Source organism: Curtobacterium sp. MCPF17_031, assembly GCF_003234035.1.
Classification (GTDB): Bacteria; Actinomycetota; Actinomycetes; order Actinomycetales; family Microbacteriaceae; genus Curtobacterium.
In genome coordinates this window covers 256767-280005 of sequence record NZ_QKSG01000003.1, presented here as the reverse complement: position 1 = coordinate 280005, position 23239 = coordinate 256767, and the positions used below count along the sequence as shown (strand labels likewise).

Here is a 23239-nt window from a genome sequence, read left to right as displayed (position 1 = left end):
TCAGTGCACCGCTCAGCCGACTGTTGGATTCCCATCGATATGGTCGTTCTTGGTTCCGCTCACCGCGGGACGCCAGCACCGAACGAACCACACCGAACGGGGTACATCGTGATCGAGCCCATCGACGCCACGCAGACCAGCTCCACCGGTGACGCGCGCCGCCTCGTGGAGCTCGCCGCCGCGACCGGGACGACCATGAGCGACGACCTCCTGCTCGACGCGCTCCGCCGCGGAGCCAAGGTCAGCGTCCGCCACATCCGCAAGGACTTCACCGAGGTCGCGACCGCCACGGCCGTCCTCGGGTACGTCGTCCGCCAGCGCAAGGACTTCCTCGCGCTGCGCGGCGACGACCCGGCGTGGGCGCAGGAGATCGGCCGCTACCCCAGCGAATCGCTGGCGGTCGAGGCCCTGCGGATGCGGCGGGCCTGACCGGACCGGCTGCCGGACCGGCTGCCGCAGCGACGGACGTCAGGACCAGACGCGGCGGATCCCCCACGAGCCCGTCCAGGACTCGTCGGCGTCCAGCCATCGCAGCCCTTCACCGGAGTTGAGCGCGTCGGCGGGCGCGGTCATCGGTTCGACGGCGACCGCCAGTCCTTTGCCGTCACCGCGGGGGAACTCGCGGGACGTGAAGACCTGCACGTAGGGGAACGACGCGTCCTGCCACAGCTCGACACCGTCGCCCTCGGGGCCGTGCAGCGTCGTGCGACGGATGCCCTCGGCGTCGGGCGTCACGTCGGTGTACGCCGTGTCCAGGTCCGAGTCGCCGGCGCGACGCCCCTGCCGCAGGTCCACGTCCGTGCCCTCGACCGGCCGGGTGCCGTTCGGGATCTTGCGCTCGTCGACGGTGAAGGCCGTCGCGGCGTCGAGCCGGATGACCAGGTCCTCGGCAGGGGTGTCGCCGGCCCGCAGGTACGGGTGCGATCCGACCGCGAACGGGGCCGGACGACCCGACCGGTTCGTGATGGTGTGCGTGATCCGGATGCCGTCCTCGACCAGCTCGTGGTGCACCCATGTCTCCAGGGTGAACGGCCATCCGTGCTGGGGGTGGATCGTGGCCTGCTGCTCGATCGACGACTCGGTCTGGTCCACCACCCGGTACGGCGCGAACCGGAGCAGCCCGTGCGAGGCGTTGCCGTACTTCGGCTCCGAGATGTCGAGCTGCTGGGTCTTCCCGTCGAGCTGCCAGGCACCACCGGCGACCCGGTTCGGCCACGGCGCGAGGACGATGCCGTTGGCGCCGGCCGGAGCTTCGCTCGCGGGGAACGGCTCGGTGAGGTCGAAGCCCGCGACGCGGAGTTCGCGGAGGCCGGCGGCCACCTCGGTGACGACGGCCTCGACGACACCGTCCGGGCCGGCGTGCCGCAGGTGGTACTGACCGCCGGTGGGGGCCGCTGTGCTCATGGTCTCTGCTTCCTCTCCGATGTGCGGGTCCCGCCCGCTGGTGCATCCGCGACGACCACGTGGACACCGGCCGCCCGGATCGGGGCGACCGCCTCCGCGCTGACGCCCGCGGTGACGACGACGTCGACGTCCTGCAGCGTGCTCACCACGCCGATGTCGGCCCGGCCGAACTTCGACCCGTCCGCGACCACGACGGTACGCCTGCCCGCCGCCGCGAGGACCCGCTTCGCCTCGGTCTCGGGCAGGTTCACGTTGGTCAGCCCGTGCGCGACGTCCAGACCGGTCCCGCCGAGGAACACGAGGTCGGCGGACAGCATCGGCAGCACGGTCGCGTTGAACGGCGCGACGAGCGAGTGCTGCAACGGTCGGAGCGTCCCGCCGGTGACCACGACGGTGAAGCGCGGCATCGCACGTTCGAGCGCGAGTGCGGTGGTGAGTGAGTTCGTGACGACGGTGACGTCGACCAGGTCCTCGCGGGCGACCAGGGCCTCGGCGACCGCTGCGGGTGTGGTGCCGACGTCGAGGACGATGCACTGCCCGGAGCGCACCAGGTCCGCCGCCGCCCGGCCGATCGCGGCCTTGGCGGTGCTGTTCTCGACGGCGGTCTCCTCGAGCGGCCGTTCGCGCGTGCCGGCCCCGAGGCGGACGGCGCCGCCGTGCACCCGACGGACCCGGGCCTCCCGGTCGAGGGCGGCCAGGTCCTGGCGGACCGTCACCTCGCTCGTCCCGACCGCCGCTGCCAGGGCTGCGGTCCGGACCATGCCCGGGGCACCGTCCAGGAGCGCGACGATGCGGTCCTGGCGCAGCAGCGCCGGCAGGACGGGAGGCTCCTCAGACGTCACATCACGAGTTTCGTCTGCTTCCACTTGCTTTCGCAACCCTTCGTGCGAGGGTAGAGTGCAGCGGTGATCACGAAACGTGCGACGACGCTCGCGGACGGCCGCGACCTCTTCTACTTCGACGACGCCGACTCGACGCTGCCCGCGGAGCGCAGCATCGACGAGCGTGTCCTGGACCCTCGGCCGGCGACGGCCCGGATGCGGCAGGACGTCCTGACCGGTGAGTGGGTGTCGATCGCGAGCGCTCGGCAGAACCGTGTGTTCCTGCCGCCCGCCGACCAGGACCCCCTCGCACCGCAGACCGCTGCGAACCCGTCCGAGATCCCGAGCCGGTACGACGTCGCCGTGTTCGAGAACCGCTCGCCGTCGTTCGGGCCGGACCTGGTCGGCGACGATGCACCGTCGTCGCTCGAGTCGCTGTCGGACGTCGGGCTGAACCGGCAGCTCCGGTCGGTCGGGCGCTGCGAGGTGGTCTGCTTCTCCCCGGAGACCAGCGGCTCGTTCGCGTCCATCTCCGAGTCGCGTGCCCGCACCGTGGTCGAGGCGTGGGCCGACCGGACCGCCGCACTGTCAGCGATGCCCGGCATCCAGCAGGTGTTCCCGTTCGAGAACCGCGGCGAGGCCATCGGCGTCACCCTGCACCACCCGCACGGACAGATCTACGCCTACCCGTACGTCACCCCGCGCACGCAGCGGCTGCTGTCGTCGATCGAGCGCTTCGGGCCGGACCTGTTCGAGCAGCACCTGGCCAACGAGCGCGGTTCCGAGCGGGTCGTCCTCGCCGGTGAGCACTTCACCGCCTTCGTGCCGTTCGCCGCACGCTGGCCCATCGAGATCCACATGCTGCCGCACCGTCACGTGCCGGACTTCGCGGGCCTCACCGACGCCGAGAAGGACGAGCTCGCGCACATGCACCTGCGCCTGACCCGCGGTCTCGACGCCCTCTACGGCGACCCGACCCCGTACATCGCCGCGTGGCACCAGGCACCCGTGCACACCGGACGCGACACCGTCCGGCTGATGCTGCAGATCACGTCGCCGCGTCGATCGGCGGACAAGTTGAAGTTCCTGGCCGGCAGCGAAGCCGCGATGGGCGCCTGGATCGGGGACCTGGTCCCCGAGAAGGCAGCCGAGTTCATCCGAGGAGGGATCGAACGAGCATGACGTTCCAACAGGTGTTCGGGTACGAGCCGACGGTGCGGTACTCCGCCCCCGGCCGCGTGAACCTGATCGGCGAGCACACCGACTACAACGACGGGTACGTGCTGCCCTTCGCGATCGACCGGCGGACCACCGCTGACATCGCTCCCCGCGAGGACCGGGTCATCCGCGTCGCGTCGTCGTTCGACGAGTCCGGCGGTGCCGTGACGCTGTCCCTCGACGACCTCGACCCGTCCCGCATGGACGGCTGGTCGGCGTACGTCTTCGGCATCGCCTGGGCGCTCCGGGAGCAGGCCGGCGCCTCGCTCGACAGTCGGACCGGGTTCGACGTCTTCATCGACTCCGACGTGCCGGTCGGTGCGGGTCTGTCATCGAGTGCGGCGATCGAGTGCGGCGTGGCCCTCGCGTTCAACGACCTGTGGGAGCTCGGCCTCGACCGCAAGACCCTGGCCCGCGTCGGCCAGTACTCCGAGAACCACGCGGTCGGCGCTCCGACGGGGATCATGGACCAGTCCGCGTCGCTCCTCGGCGAGCAGGACGCCGTCGTGTTCCTCGACTGCCGCACGCTCGACACCGCCGTGGTGGACCTGGCGCTCGAGGCGAACGGTCTCGAGGTCCTCGTCATCGACACCCGCGTCGAGCACGCTCACGCCACCGGCGGCTACAAGGCCCGTCGCGACTCGTGCGAGAAGGGCGCGCAGGTGCTCGGTGTCCCGGCCCTGCGCGACGTCGCGGTCGAGGACCTGCCGCGCGCGCAGGAGCTCCTCGACGACGAGACCTTCCACCGGGTGCGCCACATCGTGACCGAGGACCAGCGCGTCCTCGACACCGTCCGCACCCTGCGCGAGCAGGGACCCCGGGCGATCGGTTCGCTGCTGGTCGCATCGCACGCGTCGATGCGCGACGACTTCGAGATCTCGGTGCCGGAACTCGACCTGGCGGTCGAGACCGCCGTGGCGAACGGCGCGGTCGGCGCACGCATGACCGGCGGCGGCTTCGGTGGTGCCGCCATCGCGCTCGTCGACCGGGAGGCTCGTGAACGCATCGCCGCGGCCGTCACCGCCGCCTTCGCCTCGGCCGGGTACCGCGAGCCGAACGTGTTCACGGTGCACGCGGCGCAGGGCGCGCGACGCGACGCGTAGCCCACGCGGCTGCCCGCGGCCGGGAGGCGCGTGCCGGGGCGGCACCGCGCCTCCCGGCCGCGCCGTCCCCGACGCGAAAGCGACAGATGTGCGCGCGTCTCCCGCGCACATCTGTCGCTTTCGCGTACCGGACCGCCGCCGTGCCGGGCCGGCGCGGCTAGCGCAGGCGGCGCTCCGCCGCCTCGACCACGTTCTTCATGAGCATCGCGCGCGTCATCGGGCCGACGCCGCCGGGGACCGGCGACATGAACCCGGCGACCGCCGCGACGGCCGGGTCCACGTCACCGCGCAGGCGCGCCTTGCCGGTCTCCTCGTTGACGACCCGGGTGATGCCGACGTCGATCACGGCCGCACCGGGCTGCACCCAGTCCGGCTTGACGAGTCCGGCGACGCCGGCGGCCGCGATGACGATGTCCGCGCGGCGGCACTCGGCCGCGACGTCCGCCGTCAGGGAGTGCGTCAGCGTGGCAGTGGCCTCGAGACGGGTCAGGAGCAGCCCGAGCGGCCGGCCGACGGTGAGTCCCTGGCCGATGATCGTCACGTGCTTCCCGCGGATCGGGATGTCGTACGCACGGAGCATCTCGACGATGCCGCGCGGGGTGCACGGCAGGGGCGCGTCGATCGAGCCCGCACCTCCCGGGACGGCGAGCACGAGCTCCCCGAGGTTCGTCGGGTGCAGGCCGTCGGCGTCCTTCGAGGGGTCCATCAGCTCGAGCATCGGCGTCGGGTCGATCCCCGACGGCAGCGGGAGCTGCACGATGAAGGCGGTGACCCGGGGGTCGTCGTTCATCTGCAGGATCGCGGCACGGATGTCAGCAGCCGAGGCGGTCGTGGGCAGGTCCAGGCGGATCGACTCGATGCCGATCTGCGCGGAGTCCCGGTGCTTGCCGGCGACGTACGACAGCGAGCCGGGGTTCTCGCCGACGAGGATCGTGCCGAGGCCAGGGTGGATGCCCCGCTCGTGCAGACGGTCGACGCGGACACGGAGTTCCTCGAGCGTGCGGGCAGCGAGGGCGGTGCCGTCGATGCGCACGGCCGAGTCCTCCCCCGCCCACCGAGCAGTGGGCAGGGGAGCCACGGCGCTGCTCACGCGTAGAGCGGGAACGCGTCGGTCAGGGTCTTCACCCGGGCCGAGAGTGCTGCCACGTCGGGGTCCGGCATCAGCGTCAGCGCGATGATGTCCGCGACCTCGGTGAACTCGGCATCGCCGAACCCGCGGGTGGCGAGTGCCGACGTGCCGATGCGGACACCCGAGGTGACCATCGGCGGACGCGGGTCGAACGGCACGGAGTTGCGGTTCACGGTGATGCCGACCTCGTGCAGGCGGTCCTCGGCCTGCTTGCCGTCGACCTCGGACGAGCGCAGGTCGACGAGCACCAGGTGCACGTCGGTGCCACCGGTGAGGACGTCGATGCCGGCGGCCTTCGCGTCCGGCTGGGTCAGGCGCGCCGCGAGGGCCTGGGCGCCGCGGATGGTGCGCTCCTGGCGGTCCTTGAACTCGGGAGTGCCGGCGAGCAGGAACGCGGTGGCCTTCGCCGCGATGACGTGCATCAGCGGGCCACCCTGCTGCCCCGGGAACACGGCGGAGTTGAGCTTCTTGAACAGCGTCTCGTCGTTGGACAGGATGATGCCCGAGCGGGGTCCGGCGAGGGTCTTGTGCACGGTCGACGACACGACGTGGGCGTGCGGGACGGGCGAGGGGTGCAGCCCCGCGGCGACGAGACCGGCGAAGTGCGCCATGTCGACCCAGAGCTTCGCGCCGACCTCGTCCGCGATCTCGCGGAACTTCGCGAAGTCGAGCTGACGGGGGTAGGCGGACCAGCCGGCGATGAGGACCTTCGGCTGGTGCTCGATGGCCTTCGCGCGGATGTCGTCGTAGTCGACCTCGAAGGTCTCCGGGTCGACGCCGTACGAGACGGCGTTGTAGATCCGGCCGGAGAAGTTCAACTTCATGCCGTGCGTCAGGTGTCCGCCGTGCGCGAGCTCGAGGCCGAGGATGGTGTCACCGGCCGACGCGATCGCGTGCAGGACCGCGGCGTTGGCCGTGGCGCCGGAGTGCGGCTGGACGTTGGCGTACGCGGCACCGAAGAGCGCCTTCGCGCGGTCGATGGCGAGCTGCTCGGCGACGTCGACGTACTCGCAGCCGCCGTAGTAGCGCTTGCCCGGGTAGCCCTCGGCGTACTTGTTCGTGAGGACGGAGCCCTGGGACTCGAGGATCGCGCGGGGCACGAAGTTCTCGGACGCGATCATCTCGAGGAAGTCGCGCTGACGGCCGAGCTCCTGCTGCAGGACGGCGGCGATCTCCGGGTCGACCTCGGAGAGGGGGGCGTTGAAGGACGACTGGGTCGCGGCGGGCGACAGGTCGGTGATGGACACGGGACTCCTCGTTGTCTGGCGCGCCGGAGCGCGACACCGCCGAGCAGACGCGCGACGGGGTGGACGATTGGTTGCGGCCCAGGCGTACGGCCGCGCACCGTGTCAGGTGTCGCTCCCCGATGGTGACCCATCCAACGCCAGTCGCGACCACCCGATCGTACCGAGGCCACCGGTTCGTGTCACCCTTGACTCCATGACCATGCTGAGTCCGGACGTCGACGAGCGGACCTCGGTGCGCGCCGACGTCCCGTGGACGACGGTGGTGTGGGACGACCCGGTCAACCTGATGTCGTACGTCACCTACGTCTTCGAGTCCTACTTCGGCTTCCCCCGAGCGAAGGCCGAGCGCCTGATGCACCAGGTCGACTCCGACGGTCGGGCGATCGTCGCGACCGGGCACCGCGAGGAGATGGAGCGCCACGTGGAGGCCATGCACGGCTACGGCCTGCAGGCGACCGTCGATCGGGCACCCGCCGCGTGATCCCCTTCGTCCGCCGCGCCGACGGCGTGCACCTCGGCCTGGCCTCCGGCGAGCGCGCCGTCCTCACCTCGCTGGTCGAGCAGCTGCGCCAGGTCCTCGACGAGGACCTGGCGACGGACCCGGTGGCGGTCCGGATGTTCCCGGACGCGTACCCGGAGGACGACGAGGCCAGCGCCGAGTTCCGCCGCTACACGCAGGAGGACCTGCGCACCGCCAAGTCCGCGAACGCCGCCGTTGTCCACGAGTGGCTGACGGGTGCTCGCGACGGCGCGTTGACCCGGGCCGACGAGCAGGCGTGGCTCCGATCCCTCACCGACCTGCGCCTGACGATCGCGGACCGCCTGGGCATCGTGGACCGCGCGACGGCCGACAACGGGCTGGACGGGGACGACGGCAGCGTCGGACTGCGGGACGTCTACGACTGGCTCGGGTACGTGCAGGAGCACCTGGTCGTCACCATCTCGTCCCGCTGACGGCCGGGAAGCCCGCCCGCCTCCGCCCCGCGGCGCACGTCCGTCGCCTCCCGCACCAGCACCAGCCTCTCTGCACAACGACCCGCCGGAGCCGCACCGGGCCTCCCGTCCGGACGCGCGGAGGCGTGCACGGCCCCGGTACCCTGATCCGGTGACCGACCCGAGCTCCGCGAACCCCACGCACTGGACCCTCACGCTGGTCTGCGACGACCGGCCGGGCATCGTGCACGCCGTCTCCGGAGCCGTGGTCGCGGCCGAGGGCAACATCACCGAGTCGCAGCAGTTCTCGAGCGCGGACACGAACACGTTCTTCATGCGCCTGCAGGTGATGGCCCCCGTCGACCGCCAGACCTTCCAGGAGGCCCTGGCCCCCGTCGTCGAGCGGTACCGCATGCGCGTCCAGCTCGACGTCGTCGGTCGGCCGATGCGCACCCTGGTCCTGGTGTCGAAGGCCGGACACTGCCTCAACGACCTGCTCTACCGGCAGCGCGGCGGGCAGCTGCCCATCGACGTGCCGCTCGTGCTGGCGAACCACCCGGACCTGGCCGGACTGGCGTCGTTCTACTCGGTGCCGTTCGAGCACCGTCCCGTCACCGACGCCGACTCGAAGGCCGCGATGGAGCGCCGGATCCTCGAAGCGGTCGAGGAGCACGACATCGAGCTCGTCGTCCTCGCCCGCTACATGCAGATCCTCTCCCCCGAGCTGTGCACGGCCCTCGCCGGTCGTGCCGTGAACATCCACCACTCGTTCCTGCCCGGCTTCAAGGGTGCGAACCCGTACCGACAGGCGCACGCCCGCGGTGTGAAGCTCATCGGTGCCACCGCGCACTTCGTCACGAGCGACCTGGACGAGGGCCCGATCATCGAGCAGAACGTCGTCCGGGTCGACCACACGAAGGAACCGGCCGAACTCGTCTCGATCGGGCAGGACGAGGAGTCCCGCACCCTGACCCAGGCCGTGCGCTGGATCGCCGAGGACCGCGTGCTCCTCGACGGCGCCCGCACGATCATCTTCAAGTAGGCCCGGCGATGCACGACGCACCCCGCAGCCCGATCGACCCCGGCGACGACCACGCACCGGCGACGCCTGCCGCAGCAGGGCGACGGTTCGATGTCTGGAGCGCCCTCCGCTTCCTGGTCTGCGCCTTCGGTCTGCTGTCTCTGGCGTACTGGGGGTACCTGACCTGGCCGTACCCGTTCCCCGCGCTGTTCTTCATCGTCGGCGCCCCGCTGTTCGCCGCCCTGGTGTGGTTCTTCTTCCGCTCACCGAACTCGCCGATCGAGACCGACGTCGTCGGCAAGACCATCGTCGAGGTCGCCCTCGTCGTCGCGGCCGGCGCGACCTGGATCTCGCTGGGCCACCCGGCCGTCGGACTCGTGTTCGTCGTCGTGGCCGCCGTGAGCGGGATCGTCGCGGCCCGGCGGGAGACCGCGTGAGCACCGCCGGACGGGAGGCCCACCGCACGCTGGTCCGCGCCGCCCGCCTGGTCGACGTGGCCGGCCCCGTGACGGACGGGTGGGTGCTCGTCGGAGGGGACACGATCCTCCAGGCCGGGACAGGAGTCGCACCGGACGCCGATGAGGTCGAGGACCTCGGCGACGTGACCCTGGTGCCCGGCTTCCTCGACCTGCACGGACACGGCGGCGCGACCCAGGCGTACGAGGACGACGACTTCAGCGCAGCCCTGGCAGCGCACCGCACACACGGCACCACCCGCTCGGTGGTGAGCCTGGTCGCGAACCCGTTGCCGGAACTCGCCCGGTCGCTCGACCGGATCCGCACGGTGATGGCGACCGATCGCCTCGTGCTCGGAGCGCATCTCGAGGGGCCGTTCCTCTCCCCCCAGAACAAGGGGGCACACAACGAGGACCACCTCGTCGCGCCGACGCCCGCGGCCGTCGACGCGCTGCTCGCAGCGGGCGACGGGGTCCTCCGGCAGATCACGATCGCGCCCGAGCTGCCCGGCGCGCTCGACGCCGTCCGTCGGTTCGTCGCCGCCGGGGTCACCGTCGCCGTCGGGCACACGGTCGGGACGTACGAGCAGGCGCGTGCCGCGTTCGACGCCGGTGCGACCGTCCTGACGCACGCGTTCAACGCGATGCCGGGGCTGCACCACCGCCGTCCGGGGCCGATCGGCGCCGGGGTGGAGGACGACCGGGTGACCCTCGAACTCATCCTCGACGGTGTGCACGTGCACCCGGCCGCTGCACGCGCGCTGTTCCGCGCTGCGCCCGGTCGGGTCGCGCTCATCACCGACGCGATGGGTGCCGCGGGGGCCGCCGACGGCCCCTACCGACTCGGCTCGCTCGACGTCACCGTCACGGACGGCGTCGCGCACGTCACCGGGACGGACACGATCGCCGGCTCGACCCTGACGCAGGACGTCGCGCTCCGGAACGCCGTGCGGCTCGCGGGGCGGTCACTGCCGGAGGCCGTCGCCGCGCTGACGAGCATCCCGGCCGAGGCCCTCGGGCTCGGCGACCGGTTCGGGCGTCTCGCGCCCGGGTTCGCTGCGGACCTCGTCGCGCTGTCGCCGTCGCTCGAGGTCGAGCGCGTGTGGGGCGGCGGGCGGGAGCTGCGCTGACGACGGACGCGGCCTGTCAGCCTTCGGGTGCCGGTCGTCCGGCGTCGAGGTGGCGGTGCAGGGCCGCCGTGAGCACGCGCATGTCCTCGAGTTGCTCGGCGGTGAACGCGTCGACGAAGACGTCACGGACGACACGGAGGTGCGCGGCGGAGGAACTGCGGAAGACCCCCGCGCCCGTCGGGCTGAGCGTGATGGCCGCACCGCGAGCGTCCCCACCGACCGCGGCCCGGAGCACGAGCTGCCGTGCCTCCATGCGCCGGAGGTGGTGCGAGAGCCGACTCCGTTCCCAGCCCACGACCACGGCGAGGTCCGACGACCGCAGGGTCCGGTCCGGAGCCTCGCTCAGCGCCAGCATCACCGAGTAGTCCCCGGGCGAGATCCCGGAGGTCTCCTGGAACGCGGCCGCCAGGGTGCGCTTGACGCGATCGGCGGTCTCGACGTAGTCCCGCCAGACCGCCAGCTCGGACGCACGCATCGACCGCTTGCCGGCGCGTTGCTCCTGCGGTTCACCCATGTGCGTCCTCCTGTTGACAGCGCGACCGTACCGTCTCATGATTGACGCGTCAACCATTCGGTTGATGTGTCAATCAAGTGAGGGACCATGCCCGACATCATCTTCGGCCTCGACACGTTCGGCGACGTCCCCTCTGAGGACACCGGCGTGCAGGTCAGTCACGCCCGGTCGATCCGGCAACTCGTCGACGAAGCCGTGCTGGCCGACGAGCTCGGCATCGACGTCTTCACCGTGGGCGAGCACCACCGCCCGGAGTACTCGGTCTCGTCACCGGAGACGGTGCTCGCGGGGCTGGCCACGGCGACCGAGCGCATCCGCCTCAGTTCCGGCGTCACGGTCCTCAGCTCGGATGACCCCGTGCGGGTGTTCCAGCGGTTCGCGACCGTCGACGCCCTGTCGAACGGGCGGGCCGAGGTGATCCTCGGGCGCGGCTCCTTCACCGAGTCGTTCCCGCTCTTCGGCTACGACATGGCCGACTACGACGTGCTGTTCGAGGAGAAGATCGAGCTGTTCGCCCGACTGCTGCGGGAGACGCCCGTCACCTGGTCCGGGACGACCCGAGCGCCGCTCGTCGACGCCGACGTGTTCCCGAAGACCGAGCGCGGCCTGACGACCTGGGTCGGGGTGGGCGGATCCCCGGAGTCGGTCGTGCGGACCGCGCGGTACGGCTTCCCGCTCATGCTCGCGATCATCGGCGGCCAGCCCGAGCGCTTCGCGCCGTTCCTCGACCTCTACCGCCGTGCGACCGAGCAGTTCGGGACACCGCGGCACCCGGTCGGGATGCACTCCCCCGGATTCGTCGCGGACACCGACGACGAGGCCCGGGAAGCGTGGTTCCCGCACTACAAGGTGGTGCGGGACCGCATCGGCGCGCTCCGTGGCTGGCCGCCGGTGACCCGCGCGGAGTTCGACCGCGAGGTCGAAGCCGGGTCGATGTACGTCGGGTCCGCCGAGACCGTCGCACAGCGGATCGCACGCAGCGTCCACACGATGGGCGTCGGGCGTTTCGACATGATCTACACCTCGGGTGCCCAGTCGATGCGGTCGCGCCTGCGGTCCGTCGAGCTGTACGGCAGCACGGTGGTCCCGCGCGTCCGCGAGCTGCTCGCCGACATGCCCTCGTCGCCCGCACTGGACGCCTGAGTCGCCCGTCCGCCCGTCCGCCAGGACGTCAGTGCTCGGCGGCCAGGTGCGCGGGTGCAGCTGCCAGCGAGGCGTCGAGCCGGGTCAGGAGACCCCTGAGCTGGTCCTGCTCGGCCTGGTCCAGTCCCGCGGTCGTCGCCGCCTCGAGCGTCGCCCACACGGCCATGACCGGCGCTTCGAGCGCCCGGCCGGCATCGGTCAGGGACACCAGGAGCACGCGACGGTCGGACCCGGAGCGCTCGCGGGTGACCAGCCCGAGGTTCTCGAGGCGAGCCAGTGCCTTCGCACTGGTCGGTGGCTCCACCATCAGCTGCCGCGTCAGGTCCGCCTGCGACTGCGGTGACTCCTGCCACAGGAGCATCAGCACGAACTCCTGGCCGGCGGCGAGACCCAGGTCCTGCAGCAACGAGCCGGCGAGCTTCCGGTGTGACTTCGCCACGGCCGGGATCAACGAGCTGATCGGCACGACGGCCGGTGCCGGGGTCGGCTGTGAGTCTTCCGCGTGGTCCATCGCACACCTTCCGGGAATGTTCTTAGCCGGCTAATGATTGACTCCGAGACCGACCACGAAGGAGTCAACCATGAGCACCCAGACCACATCGACCACGCCGACCATCGCCGTCTTCGCCGCCACGGGCAGTCAGGGCGGTGCCGTCACCGATGCCCTGCTCGCGGCGGGCGCCCGGGTCCGCGCACTCCTGCGGGACACGACCTCGGAGAAGGCGGCGGCCCTCGCCGGACGCGGTGTCGAACTCGCGCAGATCGACGTCCACGACCCGTCGTCCCTGGTGACCGCACTGCAGGGCGTGGACGCGTTCTGGTTCATGACGACGCCCCCGGGAGGCATGCAGCAGCCCGACACGGAGGGCGAGACCGCGCAGGGCATCGCACTGGCCGACGCTGCCGCCACCGCGCAGGTGCCCCACGTCGTCTTCAGCTCCGTGGGCGGAGCGGAGCGCGACTCCCACGTCCCGCACTTCGAGTCCAAGTACCGCGTCGAGCAGCACCTCGCCACGGTGGGGCTCCACGTGACCGTGGTGCGGCCGGTGTTCTTCACGGACAACTTCCACGCGTTCGCACCGACCCGGGAGGACGGCACCCTCGTGCTCCGGCTGCCGTTCCCCGACGGGATCCCGCTGCAGATGATCGCGACCCGCGACGTCGGCGCGATCGCGGCCACCGCGTTGCTCGACCCGACAGCAGTCCCCGCCGAGATCGAGATCGCCGGGGACGCCCTGACCGGGAGCGAGATCGCCGCGGCCTTCGCCGAGCAGACCGGCACGCCGACCCGGTACGAGGCCCTGCCCCTGGCGGTCCTGGACGGACAGGACGACATGCAGGCGATGTTCCGGTGGTTCGCCGAGACGCCCGCGTACCAGGCCGACCTCGAGCAGGTCCGCCGGATCGCCCCGACCACGTGGACTCTCGCCCAGTGGCTCGAGACCGCCGGCCCGACCCGGGCCTCCTGACCCCGCGCCACCACCCCGTCATCCCAGATCGACACCAAGATCCGCTCCGGCTCCATGGCCGGCGGCGCCGCACTCGCCGCCCCGAGCGGCACCGGGTTCGACGCTGCCGGCACGGTCCTCCAGGTCGGCACGTCGGTGGGCGACGTCGCCCGCGGCGACCTCGTCTTCGGCACCGGCCGGGACACCCTGGCCGAGCAGGCGGTCCTGACGCAGTGGGCCAGGGTGCCTGCAGGTGTCGACCCGGTCGCGGCCGGCGGATGGGGTGTCGCGGTCGAGACCGCCCACCGGCTCCTCACCGAGCTCGCCGTCGACGAGGGCACCGTCCTGCTCAGCGGCGCCTCCGGCGGGGTCGGCTCGGCACTCGTCCAGCTCGCCCGCGCCCGTGGCCTTCGGGTCGTCGGCACCGCCAGCGTCGAGAACCACCCGTACCTCGCCCGGCTCGGGGCGACGCCCGTCACCTACGGCGTGGGACTCGTCGACCGCGTCCGGGCGGTCGCGCCGGAGGGTGTGGACGGTGCGCTCGACCTGTCCGGAGCCGGAGTCATCGCCGACCTCGTCGCGTTGGTCGGCGACCCGCGGAAGGTCATCTCGATCTCGGACTTCACCGCCCCGGCGCTCGGTGCCCGTGTCTCGACCGGCGCCGGGCGGACGACCGATCCCCGCGACGGGTTCGCGGAAGCCGCGGCCCTCCCCGGGTTCACACTGCAGATCGAGCGCCGGTACGCACTGGACGAGGCTGCTGCCGCGCACCGGGCAGCGGAGGGCGGTCACACGGTCGGGAAGCTCGTGGTCGTCCCGTAGCTCGACGGGGCTCCGGACCGGCCGGTCCGCGAGGGCGACGCCGACCGACCAGTCGTCACCGTTGGCTGCGCGTTAGCGGCCCTGGTCGCGCGTCGCGCGGCGCTGCGCGAGGACACCCTGCACTGCCCACACGACGAGTCCGACCGCGCCGACGACCGTCCCGCCCAGCATCAGCGCGCCCGCACCGATGTCCGCGTCGCCCGCCGGACCGGCCGCGTTGCTGAACCCGCCGAGCACGACCATCACGAGCCCGCAGGCGAGCAGGATCATGCCGACGAGGGCGATGGGACGACGACGCTGCATGCCAAGAACACTAGTGGCGGGCGCAGGAACGTCGCGCCTCGACTGCCGGAGGCGCCTACCGGTCCTGCGGCCGGTCGCGCGGAGCGGTCGCCCACTTCGTGTCCGGAGTGCTCCCGACCCGGAGCGACAGCGTGCCACCCCGGTTCACGAAGGACGCCGGCACCCACGACTTCGTCAGGGTCCGACCGTCGAGCCGTGCGCCCTGCACGTACTGTTCGGTGCCCGAGGACCGGATGACGATCCGCTGGCCGCTCGACCGCCGGATGTCGACCGTGCTGAACGTCGGGCTGCCGATGAGCATCTCGGCACGGCCCGGCGTCTGCGGGAAGAGTCCGATCGAGGCGAAGACGTACCAGGCGCTCATCGTGCCGAGGTCGTCGTTCCCCGGCAGCCCGCCGGGCCCGGTGCCGTAGGCGTCGTCGACGACCCGGCGCACCGTCTCCTGCGTCTTCCACGGCTGTCCGAGCGCGTTGTACATCCATGGCGTGTGGATGTCGGGCTCGTTCGTCGGGTCGAACTTCGTGGCGTCGCCGCCGGTCACCGCGAAGTTCCCCGCTGCGTCGTGGAAGAACGCGTCGAGTCGGGCCACCGCGGCGGCGTCGCCACCCAGCACGGCGGAGAGCCCGCTGACGTCCTGCGGCACGAGCCAGGTGTACTGCGCGCTGGTCCCCTGCGCGAAGCCGGTCCCGGTGGACGGTGACCACCCGGGCGTCCACGACCCGTCGGCCTGGCGCGCTGCCTGGTACCCGACGGCCGCGTTGAACGTGTTCTTCCAGTACGTCCCGCGTTCCGCGAACATCCGGGCGTCGGAGCGCAGCCCCATGGATCCCGCCCAGGAGCCGAGCGCACTGTCGGAGATCGAGTCCTCGAGCGTCTCGGCGGCCCCGCCCCAGCACGAGCAGTCGTCGTTGGCGGCGTACTGCCGCTGCAGGTACTCGTCGAGCGCGGGTCGTTGTGCCAGGCACTGCCCCGGGCAGCCGATCTCGCTCTCGGCGTCCGCGTTCTCCACCGTCGCCTGCCGCTTCAGCGACTGGTACGCGGCTTGTACGTCGAAGTTCCGGACGCCCATCGCGTACCAGGTGGCGAGCGTCGCGGCCGAGGGGTCGCCCGTCATCACGTGGGTCGGAGCGCCGAGGTGCAGCCACCGGTCCCAGACGCCGCCGTTCTGCTGGGCGAACCGCAGCATGGACTGGGCCATGTCCCCGGCGACGTCCGGTCGGAGCAGGGCGAGCAGCTGGATCTGCGCCCGGTACTGGTCCCACCCGGAGTACGTGCCGTAGACGGCCGCGTGCCCGTGGTCGATGCGGTGCACCCGCATGTCCGGCCCGAGGTAACGGCCGTCCCGGTCGTTCAGCGTGTTCGGCTGCATGAGCGCGTGGTACACCGACGTGTACAGCTGCGTGGTCCGGTCAGCGGTGCCGCCGCCGACCCGGATGCGGGACAGTTCGCGGTTCCAGGAGGCCCGTGTCCCCGCCGCGACACTGGCGACCGTCGCGTGCCGCCGCACCTCGGCGTCGCGGTTCGCGACCGCGCCGGCGGCGCTGACGTACGAGATGCCGATCTTCGCGTGCACGGTGGCACCGCGACGCGCGTCGAACCCGACCCATGCGCCGGAGCCACGTCCGGCACGGTCGGCCCCGGTCAGGTAGCCCTCCCCGCCGGAGGCGCGCGTGCCTCCCGGCTGGACGGTGCCGTCCTTCCAGGTGCCGGTGCTCGTGAAGTCGCGGTCGAAGGTGGCGGTGAAGTAGAGGCGGTAGTAGCTGCGGCGGTCCGGGTTGGTGGCGCCGCCGCCGTTGCCGCGACGGCTGCAGAAGCCGCCGGTCAGGACGCTGCCGCTCACCGTGCGGGTCCGGGCGTCGACGCGGGTGTCGGCGGCTTCGCTGCCGTTGATCGAGTTCGAGGTGCGGAACAGCAGGTTCGCGTCCTCGCCGGCGGGGAAGGCGAACTCGCCGATGCCGGCACGCGTGGTGACCGCGAGGTCGGTGCGGACGCCGTTGTCGAGCTGGACGCCGTAGCGGCCGGGGCTCGCCGACTCCTGGTCGTGGGAGTACCCCGCGGCGTAGACGGCGTCGGTGGTGTCGGCCGACGGCGAGGCCGTGACCGCCGTCGTGATCGGCATGATCGGCACGTCGCCCGCGGCTCCCGGCGCACAGCCGGCGCCGTTGAGGTGCGTCAGGCTGAACCCGCGCAGGCGGTTGACGTCGTAGGAGTAGCCGTTCGCGACCGGGGTCGAGGTCTGGTCGCCCCTGGTGCCGGTCGGGCTCCACTGCAGCATCCCGAACGGCGCGGTCGCGCCCGGCCAGGTGTTGCCGTCGTGGCTGGTCCCGATGAAGGGGTCCACCGATGCTGCGGGGTCGGTGACCGGCCGGGAGGCCGTGGTCGCCCCCGCCGGGCCGGTAGCGGGGGCCGCCGTGGCCGGGGAGGCGACCACTCCCGTGCCGAGCAGCGCGGCGATCGTGGCGGCCGCGGCGAGCGGGAACGGACGGAGGAGCGGGCGACGGTGCACGCGAGAGCTGGTCACGTTGGCGACGCTAGCCCCCTCGGACGAGGGACGCGCGCCTGGTCACCGAGCGGTCGCACGGTGTTCACGTCCAGGCAGGGTCCGCTCCGCGCTCACGTCGATCCGCTGTCAGGCGCGGGTGCGGTGGACGGTCTGTTTGACCGATCTGCGCACGCGCGACCGGAGGGCCGGGTCGGCGGCGGCCCCACGGACCGGGACGACGTGCAGTCGGCGGTCGGAACGGCGCAGGCCGGGGTGCCGCCGCCGGTGTCGTCCGCGGCGACGTCGGGCCGGACGACGTCCGCCGCCTGGTCTGCGGGATGCGGGAGGCAGCCACTGCGGGTGGCGTCACGGTCGCCGATCCGGACCGGTACGTCGAGATCCTGCTCACCGGGCTGCGTCCCCTGCGAGGATGACCAGCATGAGTGTCATGGTCTCCGTGTTCGATGCCTCCCGGACCCGCACGAGCGAGAAGTACACGGCCTACCCGCCGGAGGTGCTGCCGATGTTCGTCGCCGAGATGGACTGCGCCCTCGCCGAACCGGTGCGGGACGCCCTGGTCCGAGCCGTCACCGACGGTGACACCGGCTACGTGGGGCACGGCCGCGCGCTCCCCGAGGCGTTCGCGGACTTCGCGGCCGACCGATGGGGCTGGCAGGTCGACCCGGACCTGGTCCGGACGACCACGGACGTGTCGGTCGCCGCGGTCGAGACCCTGCGGCGGGTCATCGAGCCGGGCGACCAGGTCGTCGTGATGCCCCCGGTCTACGCGCCGTTCTGGGAGTACGTCACCGAGGCCGGCGGCTCGGTGACCGAGGTCCCGCTCCTGACGCCGTCGGGCACCGCGGACCCCTACAGCACCACGGCAGGGTGGCGGATGGACCTGGACGGGGTCCGGCAGGCGTTCGCCGAGGGTGCCCGCACGGTGCTGCTCTGCAACCCGCACAACCCCCTCGGGCTCGTGCACGACCGCGAGTCCCTCGCCGCACTGGCACGGCTCGCGGCGGAGTGGGACGCGGTGGTGGTCTCCGACGAGATCCACGCGCCGCTCGTCCACGCCGATGCGACCTTCACGCCGTTCCTCGACTCCTGCCCCGAGGCCGCGGCCGTCGGTGTCGCCCTGTCCAGCGCGAGCAAGGCCTGGAACCTGGCCGGCACCAAGTGTGCGCTGATGGTCGGGGCCTCCGACCGTGCCCCGACGTGGTTCGACGGGATGCCGACCGAGGTCGTCGAGCGCACCGGGATCCTCGGCTACACCGCGAGCGTCGCCGCGTTCTCCGAGGGCGGTCCCTGGCTGGCGTCACTGCTGGCGGAACTGCAGGCGAACCGGCGGATCCTGGCCGAGGAGCTCGGGGCAGCGCTGCCCGGTGCCGGCTACCGACAGCCGCAGGCGTCGTACCTGGCGTGGCTCGACCTCCGCGCGCTGCCGTGGGGCGACGACCCGGCCCTCCGGCTGGTGGACGAGGCGAAGGTGGCGCTGTCGAACGGTCGCGACTTCGGACGGCAGGGCATCGGGCACGCTCGGCTGAACTTCGGCTGCTCTGAGGAGACCCTGCGTGAGGGGCTCGCGCGCCTGTCCGCCGCCGTCTGACCCCCGCAGAACGCAACGTCGGCGGCTGCACGCAACGGAACGCCGCTGCGAGGAACCGCCGACGTTGCGTTTTGCGGGGGGGCTACTCGAAGCGCTGCCAGGACGGCTTGTTCGCGTACGTGTAGCGGTAGTAGTCGGCGAGACGGAGGCCGGCAGCCGCTTCCTCGTCGACGACGACCGTGGCGTGCTCGTGCAGCTGCAGCGCGGAGCCCGGGACGAAGGAGCTCAGCGGCCCCTCGACCGCGGCGGCGACGGCGTCCGCCTTCGCCGACCCCTGCGCGACGAGGACGAGTTCGCGGGCCTCGAGGATCGTGCCGAGCCCCTGCGTCATGCAGTGCGTCGGCACCTGGTCGGGCGAGTCGAAGAAGCGCGCGTTCGCCTCACGCGTCGACGGTGCGAGGGTCTTGATGCGGGTGCGGGACGCGAACGAGGACGTCGGCTCGTTGAACCCGATGTGCCCGTTCGCGCCGATGCCGAGGATCTGCACGTCGACCCCGCCCGCGGCCCGGATCGCGGCGTCGTACTCCTTCGCGGCGAATGCCAGGTCCCCGGCACGCCCGTCCGGCACACGGACCCGGGTGGGGTCGAAGCCGAGGGGCTCGACGACGTCGCGGGCGATGACGCTGGCGTACGACTCCGGGTGTTCGAGCGGGATGCCGACGTACTCGTCGAGCGCGAACCCGCGGGCCTGCGCGAACGACAGCTCGCCGGCCTCGACACGACGACGCAGGTCGGCGTAGATGCCCTCGGGGCTCGACCCCGTGGCGAGTCCGACGACCGCGGACGGCTTCTCCGTGACGACCGACGCGATCTTGGCCGCGGCGACGCGACCGACCTCCGCCGGAGTGGGCAGGATGATGATCTCCACACCGTCAGCCTACTGGTCATGACCAGCAGACGACAGGGGTCGGACGCACTGGGCGACCCCGGTAGCGTGGCGGCATGCCCACCCCCGACTTCGTCCTGTCCCTGCGCGAGAAGGTCGGCACCGAGCTGCTCTGGCTCACCGGCGTCACCGCGGTCGTCACCCGCGGCGACGGCGACGACCGCGAACTCCTCGTCGTCCGCCGCGCCGACAACGGTGCGCTCACCCCGGTCACCGGCATCGTCGATCCCGGTGAGGAACCCGCCGTGGCCGCCGAGCGCGAGGTCCTCGAGGAGGCCGACGTCGTCGCCGTCGCCGAGCGCCTCGCCTGGGTGCAGACGCTCGAACCGATGACGTACCCGAACGGCGACCGCGCGCAGTACATGGACCTCGTCTTCGCCTGCCGCTGGGTCTCCGGGGACCCGTACCCGGCCGACGGCGAGAACACGGAGGCGTTCTGGGCACCGGTCACGAGCCTCCCGGACATGCCCGAGAACATGCGCCGGCGGGTGGACGCCGTCCTGGCGGACGAGGTCGCGGCGCGCTTCGAGCGCTGACCGGCCGGGAGGCCGCCACACTCCCGGCCCGCCCCCTGCGGTCAGGAGACGGGTGCCACCGCCACCGGAGCGCCGAGCAGCCGGACCGCCACAGCGTCGCCGGACGTGTGTCGGTCGCCGACCTCGTGCTGGACCGTGACGATGGTGTCGTCGTCGAGCCGGACCGTGGTGCGCCGGATCGACCCGAGGAAGCTCGAGGAGACGACGGTGCCGGTGACACCCTCGGGAGCGAACGCGATGTCCTCCGGTCGGACGTAGGCGAGCACGGGACCGTCCGCCACGGTGAGGTCGAGCGCGGGGATCCGGAAACCGTAGACGAACACGTCGCCGCCGCGCAGGTCACCGCCGAGTCGGTTCGACTGCCCGACGAAGTCCGCCGTGAACGCCGACGACGGGGAGCGGTAGAGCTCCTCGGGCGTCCCGATCTGCTCGATGTCGCCCGCGTTCATCACCGCGATCCGGTCGGAGACGGCGAGCGCCTCCTCTTGGTCGTGCGTGACGAAGACCGTGGTGATGCCGAGGTCGGACTGGATACGGCGGATCTCCTCGCGGAGGGACACCCGCACCTTGGCGTCGAGGGCGGACAGCGGCTCGTCGAGCAGCAGCACGCGGGGGCGTGTGACGAGCGCGCGGGCGAGTGCCACGCGCTGCTGCTGCCCACCGGAGAGCTGGTGCGGGAACCGGTCGGCGAAGTCGGCGAGGTGCACCATGTCGAGCGCGTCGACGACCCGGAACTTTCGCTCGGACGACGGGACCTTGCGCATCTCGAGGCCGAACGCGACGTTCTGCCGCACCGTCATGTGCGGGAACAGCGAGTACTGCTGGAAGACCATCCCCATGTCGCGCTTGTTCGCGGGGGTGTTCGCCACGTCCTCGCCGTCGATGCGGATGGCGCCGGCGTCGATGGCCTCGAGCCCGGCGAGGGCACGGAGCGCGGTCGTCTTGCCGCAGCCGGAGGGGCCGAGGAGCGACAGGACCTCGCCCGGCTCGACGCGGAGGGACAACCCGGCGAGTGCCCGGTGGGTGCCGTAGCGCTTCTCGACGGCATGGAGCTCGACGACGGCGCCGGTGCCCGACAGGGACGTGGGGGCGGCGGGTGCAGTGGTGGTCATGCGGGGTCCTTGCGGTGGGGACGACGGACACGCGTGCGGCGCTGCCCGATCCGGCCGATGGCGACGAGCAGCAGGAAGCCGAACACCAGCGCGCCGAGCGAGAAGATCGCCGCGACGTACGGATCGGTCCCCTGCACGAGGAGCAGTGCCGTCTGGAAGGTGGTGCGGGAGAGGAACGAGGCCAGGGTGTACTCGCCCAGGACGACCGTGATCGTGAGGAAGCACGCGGCCAGGATCCCCCGCCGCAGGTTCGGCAGGAGCACCCGCCAGGTCACCGTCCACCACGAGGCACCGAGGGATCGAGCGGCCTCGGTCAACGTGATGAGGTCCATCGCGGTGATCGCGGCGGAGATCGGACGGAAGGCGAACGGCAGCGCGACGACGCCGATGGCGAAGGAGAGCGTCCAGGCGCCGGACCCGAAGAGCCGGGCCACGACCTGGTACACCGGGACGAAACCGACGACGAGGACGACCACCGGCACCGTGATCGGCACCAGGCAGACGAACTCCAGGATGCGTCGGAGCCGCGGGTGGTGCAGGGCGGTGATGACCTGTGCGGGCAGGAGCACGAGCAGGATGATCGCGACGGCGATGACCGCGATGACCAGCGAGGCCCCGAGGCCGTCGAAGACGGGCTGGTAGGTGCCCGCGTTCGCCGGGTCCGCCAGGGCCGTGTAGTGCGCCGTGGTCAGGCTGCCGTCGGTGCCCTGGCGGAACGTGAACTGCAGCAGCGCGACCAGCGGCGCGGCGAAGAGGAGTCCGACGACGACCAACACGACCGCTGCGGTGCCCCGGGACGGGGCCGCGCCGAACTGTGGGACGCGGGCCGGGCCTCCCGTCCGAGCGGAACGTGCCGGACGTGCCGGCGCTCCCGCGCTCATCGCTGCCACCGGGCCGCACGGCGCTGCAGCAGCGAGTACGCCGTCATGACGACGGCCATCACGACGACCATGCCGAGCGCCAGGACCCCGGCCACGTTCTGCAGGCCGATGATCGTCTCGCTGGTGAGCTGCGCGCGGATCGTCAGCGGGACGATGCCGCCCTGCGAGATGAGCGCGGCGGCGGTGGCGAACGACGAGAACCCGTTCGCGAACAGCAGCAGCAGCGATCCCCAGAACGCCGGCGCGAGCACGGGCAACGCCACGCGACGCCAGTAGGTGGCACGCGATGCTCCGAGCGTCGCCGCGGCCTCGCCCCACTGCGTCTTGACGCCCTCGAGTGCGGGCATGAAGGTGAGGACCATGAGCGGTACCTGGAAGTACACGTAGGGGATCACCAGGCCGGGCACCGTGTAGAGGAAGGCGCCGTCGGCGTTGAGGTCCCAGTGGAAGGTGGACACCAGCCACGCCGTGACCAGTCCCTGCGTGCCGATCGTCGCGATGAACGCGAAGGCGAGCATCACACCGCCGAACTGGGCCAGCACGCTGGCAGCGGAGTCGATCATCGACCGGACGATGCCGTCCGGCCGGAGCGCGGCGAGCGCCCAGCACACGAGCGCACCGATCACCGCGCCGATCACGGCCGAGGCTGCGGACAGCCCGAACGAGCCGCCGAAGGCCCGCAGCACGCTGGAGTCGCCGAGCGCGGCCAGGTTCGCGAGCGTCGGGTGGCCCGACGCGTCGAAGAACCCGGACCCGACGGCGATCAGCGCCGGGACGGCGAGGAAGAGCAGCACGTACGCCGCGAACGGGGTGAGACCGAGCCACGCGACGCCGCCGCGGCGCCGGACACGGGGTCCGGCGCCGCGGCGGGCGGTGGCATCGGCCGTCGTGCCCGCGCGGGTCGCGGTCGCCTGCTCGCTCGTGACGAGCGTGGCGGCCGGGACCGTGGCGGCCGGGACCGTGGCGCCGGGGACCCCGGCGGCGGACACCCCGGCGGCCGGGACTCCGGCAGTGCCGGGGGCCGATGCGGTGGTCATGCTGC

At 72.1% G+C, this 23239-nt stretch carries 26 protein-coding genes and 1 riboswitch; of the genes, 14 read left to right on the top strand and 12 right to left on the bottom strand.

Annotation, left to right across the window (positions count from 1 at the left end; translation table 11 throughout):
* The first annotated feature begins 108 nt into the window (after window positions 1-108).
* Window positions 109-429, top strand: coding sequence for a hypothetical protein (locus DEJ31_RS06615; protein WP_110903458.1), 321 nt, complete (start codon window positions 109-111; stop codon window positions 427-429).
* Window positions 430-468: 39 nt separating this feature from the next.
* Here DEJ31_RS06615 and DEJ31_RS06610 read toward each other — a convergent pair whose 3' ends face one another.
* Window positions 469-1404, bottom strand: coding sequence for an aldose 1-epimerase family protein (locus DEJ31_RS06610; RefSeq protein WP_111121480.1), 936 nt, complete (start codon window positions 1402-1404; stop codon window positions 469-471).
* A complete protein-coding gene (locus DEJ31_RS06605) occupies window positions 1401-2246 on the bottom strand; it encodes a DeoR/GlpR family DNA-binding transcription regulator (RefSeq protein ID WP_111121479.1) in 846 nt (281 codons plus the stop codon). The genes DEJ31_RS06610 and DEJ31_RS06605 overlap by 4 nt, the downstream gene beginning before the upstream one ends.
* 63 nt (window positions 2247-2309) lie before the next feature.
* On the opposite strand from DEJ31_RS06605, the gene galT reads away from it, so the two are divergent.
* The gene (gene galT / locus DEJ31_RS06600; RefSeq protein ID WP_111121478.1) at window positions 2310-3407 is read left to right on the top strand and encodes a galactose-1-phosphate uridylyltransferase; all 1098 of its coding nucleotides are present in this window, start codon (window positions 2310-2312) and stop codon (window positions 3405-3407) included.
* Window positions 3404-4546, top strand: a complete 1143-nt coding sequence (gene galK / locus DEJ31_RS06595) for a galactokinase (protein WP_111121477.1) — start codon at window positions 3404-3406, stop codon at window positions 4544-4546. Before galT ends, galK begins: the two co-directional genes overlap by 4 nt.
* Window positions 4547-4703: 157 nt before the next feature.
* On the opposite strand, the gene DEJ31_RS06590 is transcribed toward galK, so the two are convergent.
* Window positions 4704-5615, bottom strand: coding sequence for a bifunctional methylenetetrahydrofolate dehydrogenase/methenyltetrahydrofolate cyclohydrolase (locus DEJ31_RS06590; protein ID WP_111121539.1), 912 nt, complete (start codon window positions 5613-5615; stop codon window positions 4704-4706).
* A gap of 17 nt (window positions 5616-5632) precedes the next feature.
* Window positions 5633-6922 (bottom strand): serine hydroxymethyltransferase, encoded by a 1290-nt coding sequence (gene glyA / locus DEJ31_RS06585; protein ID WP_375537613.1) that lies wholly within the window; start codon window positions 6920-6922, stop codon window positions 5633-5635.
* 69 nt (window positions 6923-6991) lie between these two features.
* Window positions 6992-7077, bottom strand: a riboswitch (ZMP/ZTP riboswitch).
* A 38-nt stretch (window positions 7078-7115) separates the two neighbouring features.
* On the opposite strand from glyA, the gene clpS reads away from it, so the two are divergent.
* The 5 genes from clpS to nagA all read left to right on the top strand — a co-directional run bounded on the left by clpS (window position 7116) and on the right by nagA (window position 10461).
* Entirely contained in the window at window positions 7116-7403 is a 288-nt protein-coding gene (clpS, locus tag DEJ31_RS06580; RefSeq protein ID WP_110903463.1) for an ATP-dependent Clp protease adapter ClpS, read from the top strand.
* A complete protein-coding gene (locus DEJ31_RS06575; protein ID WP_110903464.1) occupies window positions 7400-7876 on the top strand; it encodes a DUF2017 family protein in 477 nt (158 codons plus the stop codon). Before clpS ends, DEJ31_RS06575 begins: the two co-directional genes overlap by 4 nt.
* A gap of 151 nt (window positions 7877-8027) precedes the next feature.
* Window positions 8028-8897, top strand: coding sequence for a formyltetrahydrofolate deformylase (gene purU / locus DEJ31_RS06570; RefSeq protein WP_111043423.1), 870 nt, complete (start codon window positions 8028-8030; stop codon window positions 8895-8897).
* Window positions 8898-8905: 8 nt separating this feature from the next.
* Window positions 8906-9313, top strand: a complete 408-nt coding sequence (locus DEJ31_RS06565; protein ID WP_111121476.1) for a YrdB family protein — start codon at window positions 8906-8908, stop codon at window positions 9311-9313.
* Complete coding sequence (gene nagA / locus DEJ31_RS06560) at window positions 9310-10461, top strand: N-acetylglucosamine-6-phosphate deacetylase (protein ID WP_258366197.1); 1152 nt, start codon at window positions 9310-9312, stop codon at window positions 10459-10461. The genes DEJ31_RS06565 and nagA overlap by 4 nt, the downstream gene beginning before the upstream one ends.
* Before the next feature lie 16 nt (window positions 10462-10477).
* Here the strand turns inward: nagA and DEJ31_RS06555 are convergent, their stop codons facing one another.
* The gene (locus tag DEJ31_RS06555) at window positions 10478-10975 is read right to left on the bottom strand and encodes a MarR family winged helix-turn-helix transcriptional regulator (RefSeq protein WP_111121475.1); all 498 of its coding nucleotides are present in this window, start codon (window positions 10973-10975) and stop codon (window positions 10478-10480) included.
* Window positions 10976-11062: 87 nt separating this feature from the next.
* Here DEJ31_RS06555 and DEJ31_RS06550 point away from each other — a divergent pair, with 87 nt between their 5' ends.
* Entirely contained in the window at window positions 11063-12118 is a 1056-nt protein-coding gene (locus DEJ31_RS06550; protein ID WP_111121474.1) for an LLM class flavin-dependent oxidoreductase, read from the top strand.
* Between the two features lie 28 nt (window positions 12119-12146).
* On the opposite strand, the gene DEJ31_RS06545 is transcribed toward DEJ31_RS06550, so the two are convergent.
* Window positions 12147-12629 (bottom strand): MarR family winged helix-turn-helix transcriptional regulator, encoded by a 483-nt coding sequence (locus tag DEJ31_RS06545; RefSeq protein ID WP_111043427.1) that lies wholly within the window; start codon window positions 12627-12629, stop codon window positions 12147-12149.
* A gap of 70 nt (window positions 12630-12699) precedes the next feature.
* On the opposite strand from DEJ31_RS06545, the gene DEJ31_RS06540 reads away from it, so the two are divergent.
* On the top strand, window positions 12700-13587 hold the full coding sequence (locus DEJ31_RS06540) for an NmrA/HSCARG family protein (RefSeq protein WP_111121473.1): 888 nt from the start codon (window positions 12700-12702) through the stop codon (window positions 13585-13587).
* A 27-nt stretch (window positions 13588-13614) separates the two neighbouring features.
* The gene (locus DEJ31_RS06535; protein ID WP_375537616.1) at window positions 13615-14388 is read left to right on the top strand and encodes a zinc-binding dehydrogenase; all 774 of its coding nucleotides are present in this window, start codon (window positions 13615-13617) and stop codon (window positions 14386-14388) included.
* 72 nt (window positions 14389-14460) lie between these two features.
* Here the strand turns inward: DEJ31_RS06535 and DEJ31_RS06530 are convergent, their stop codons facing one another.
* Both DEJ31_RS06530 and DEJ31_RS06525 read right to left on the bottom strand, forming a co-directional pair.
* Window positions 14461-14691 carry a hypothetical protein gene (locus tag DEJ31_RS06530; RefSeq protein WP_111121471.1) on the bottom strand — a complete coding sequence of 77 codons (231 nt, stop codon included), beginning with the start codon at window positions 14689-14691 and terminating at the stop codon, window positions 14461-14463.
* Window positions 14692-14746: 55 nt separating this feature from the next.
* Complete coding sequence (locus tag DEJ31_RS06525) at window positions 14747-17212, bottom strand: GH92 family glycosyl hydrolase (protein WP_258366196.1); 2466 nt, start codon at window positions 17210-17212, stop codon at window positions 14747-14749.
* A gap of 143 nt (window positions 17213-17355) precedes the next feature.
* Here DEJ31_RS06525 and DEJ31_RS17760 point away from each other — a divergent pair, with 143 nt between their 5' ends.
* Entirely contained in the window at window positions 17356-17607 is a 252-nt protein-coding gene (locus DEJ31_RS17760; RefSeq protein ID WP_375334529.1) for a hypothetical protein, read from the top strand.
* The gene (locus DEJ31_RS06520; protein ID WP_309147274.1) at window positions 17604-18782 is read left to right on the top strand and encodes an aminotransferase class I/II-fold pyridoxal phosphate-dependent enzyme; all 1179 of its coding nucleotides are present in this window, start codon (window positions 17604-17606) and stop codon (window positions 18780-18782) included. The genes DEJ31_RS17760 and DEJ31_RS06520 overlap by 4 nt, the downstream gene beginning before the upstream one ends.
* An 82-nt stretch (window positions 18783-18864) precedes the next feature.
* On the opposite strand, the gene nagB is transcribed toward DEJ31_RS06520, so the two are convergent.
* A complete protein-coding gene (gene nagB, locus DEJ31_RS06515) occupies window positions 18865-19650 on the bottom strand; it encodes a glucosamine-6-phosphate deaminase (RefSeq protein ID WP_111043433.1) in 786 nt (261 codons plus the stop codon).
* A gap of 74 nt (window positions 19651-19724) precedes the next feature.
* Between nagB and DEJ31_RS06510 the strand changes: the two genes are divergently transcribed.
* Window positions 19725-20204, top strand: coding sequence for an NUDIX domain-containing protein (locus DEJ31_RS06510; RefSeq protein WP_111078184.1), 480 nt, complete (start codon window positions 19725-19727; stop codon window positions 20202-20204).
* Window positions 20205-20245: 41 nt separating this feature from the next.
* Here DEJ31_RS06510 and DEJ31_RS06505 read toward each other — a convergent pair whose 3' ends face one another.
* The 3 genes from DEJ31_RS06505 to DEJ31_RS06495 form a co-directional block, all read right to left on the bottom strand.
* A complete protein-coding gene (locus tag DEJ31_RS06505) occupies window positions 20246-21316 on the bottom strand; it encodes an ABC transporter ATP-binding protein (protein ID WP_111121468.1) in 1071 nt (356 codons plus the stop codon).
* A complete protein-coding gene (locus tag DEJ31_RS06500) occupies window positions 21313-22092 on the bottom strand; it encodes an ABC transporter permease (protein WP_258366195.1) in 780 nt (259 codons plus the stop codon). Before DEJ31_RS06500 ends, DEJ31_RS06505 begins: the two co-directional genes overlap by 4 nt.
* Window positions 22093-22193: 101 nt before the next feature.
* The gene (locus DEJ31_RS06495) at window positions 22194-23234 is read right to left on the bottom strand and encodes an ABC transporter permease subunit (RefSeq protein WP_258366194.1); all 1041 of its coding nucleotides are present in this window, start codon (window positions 23232-23234) and stop codon (window positions 22194-22196) included.
* Window positions 23235-23239: the final 5 nt, after the last annotated feature.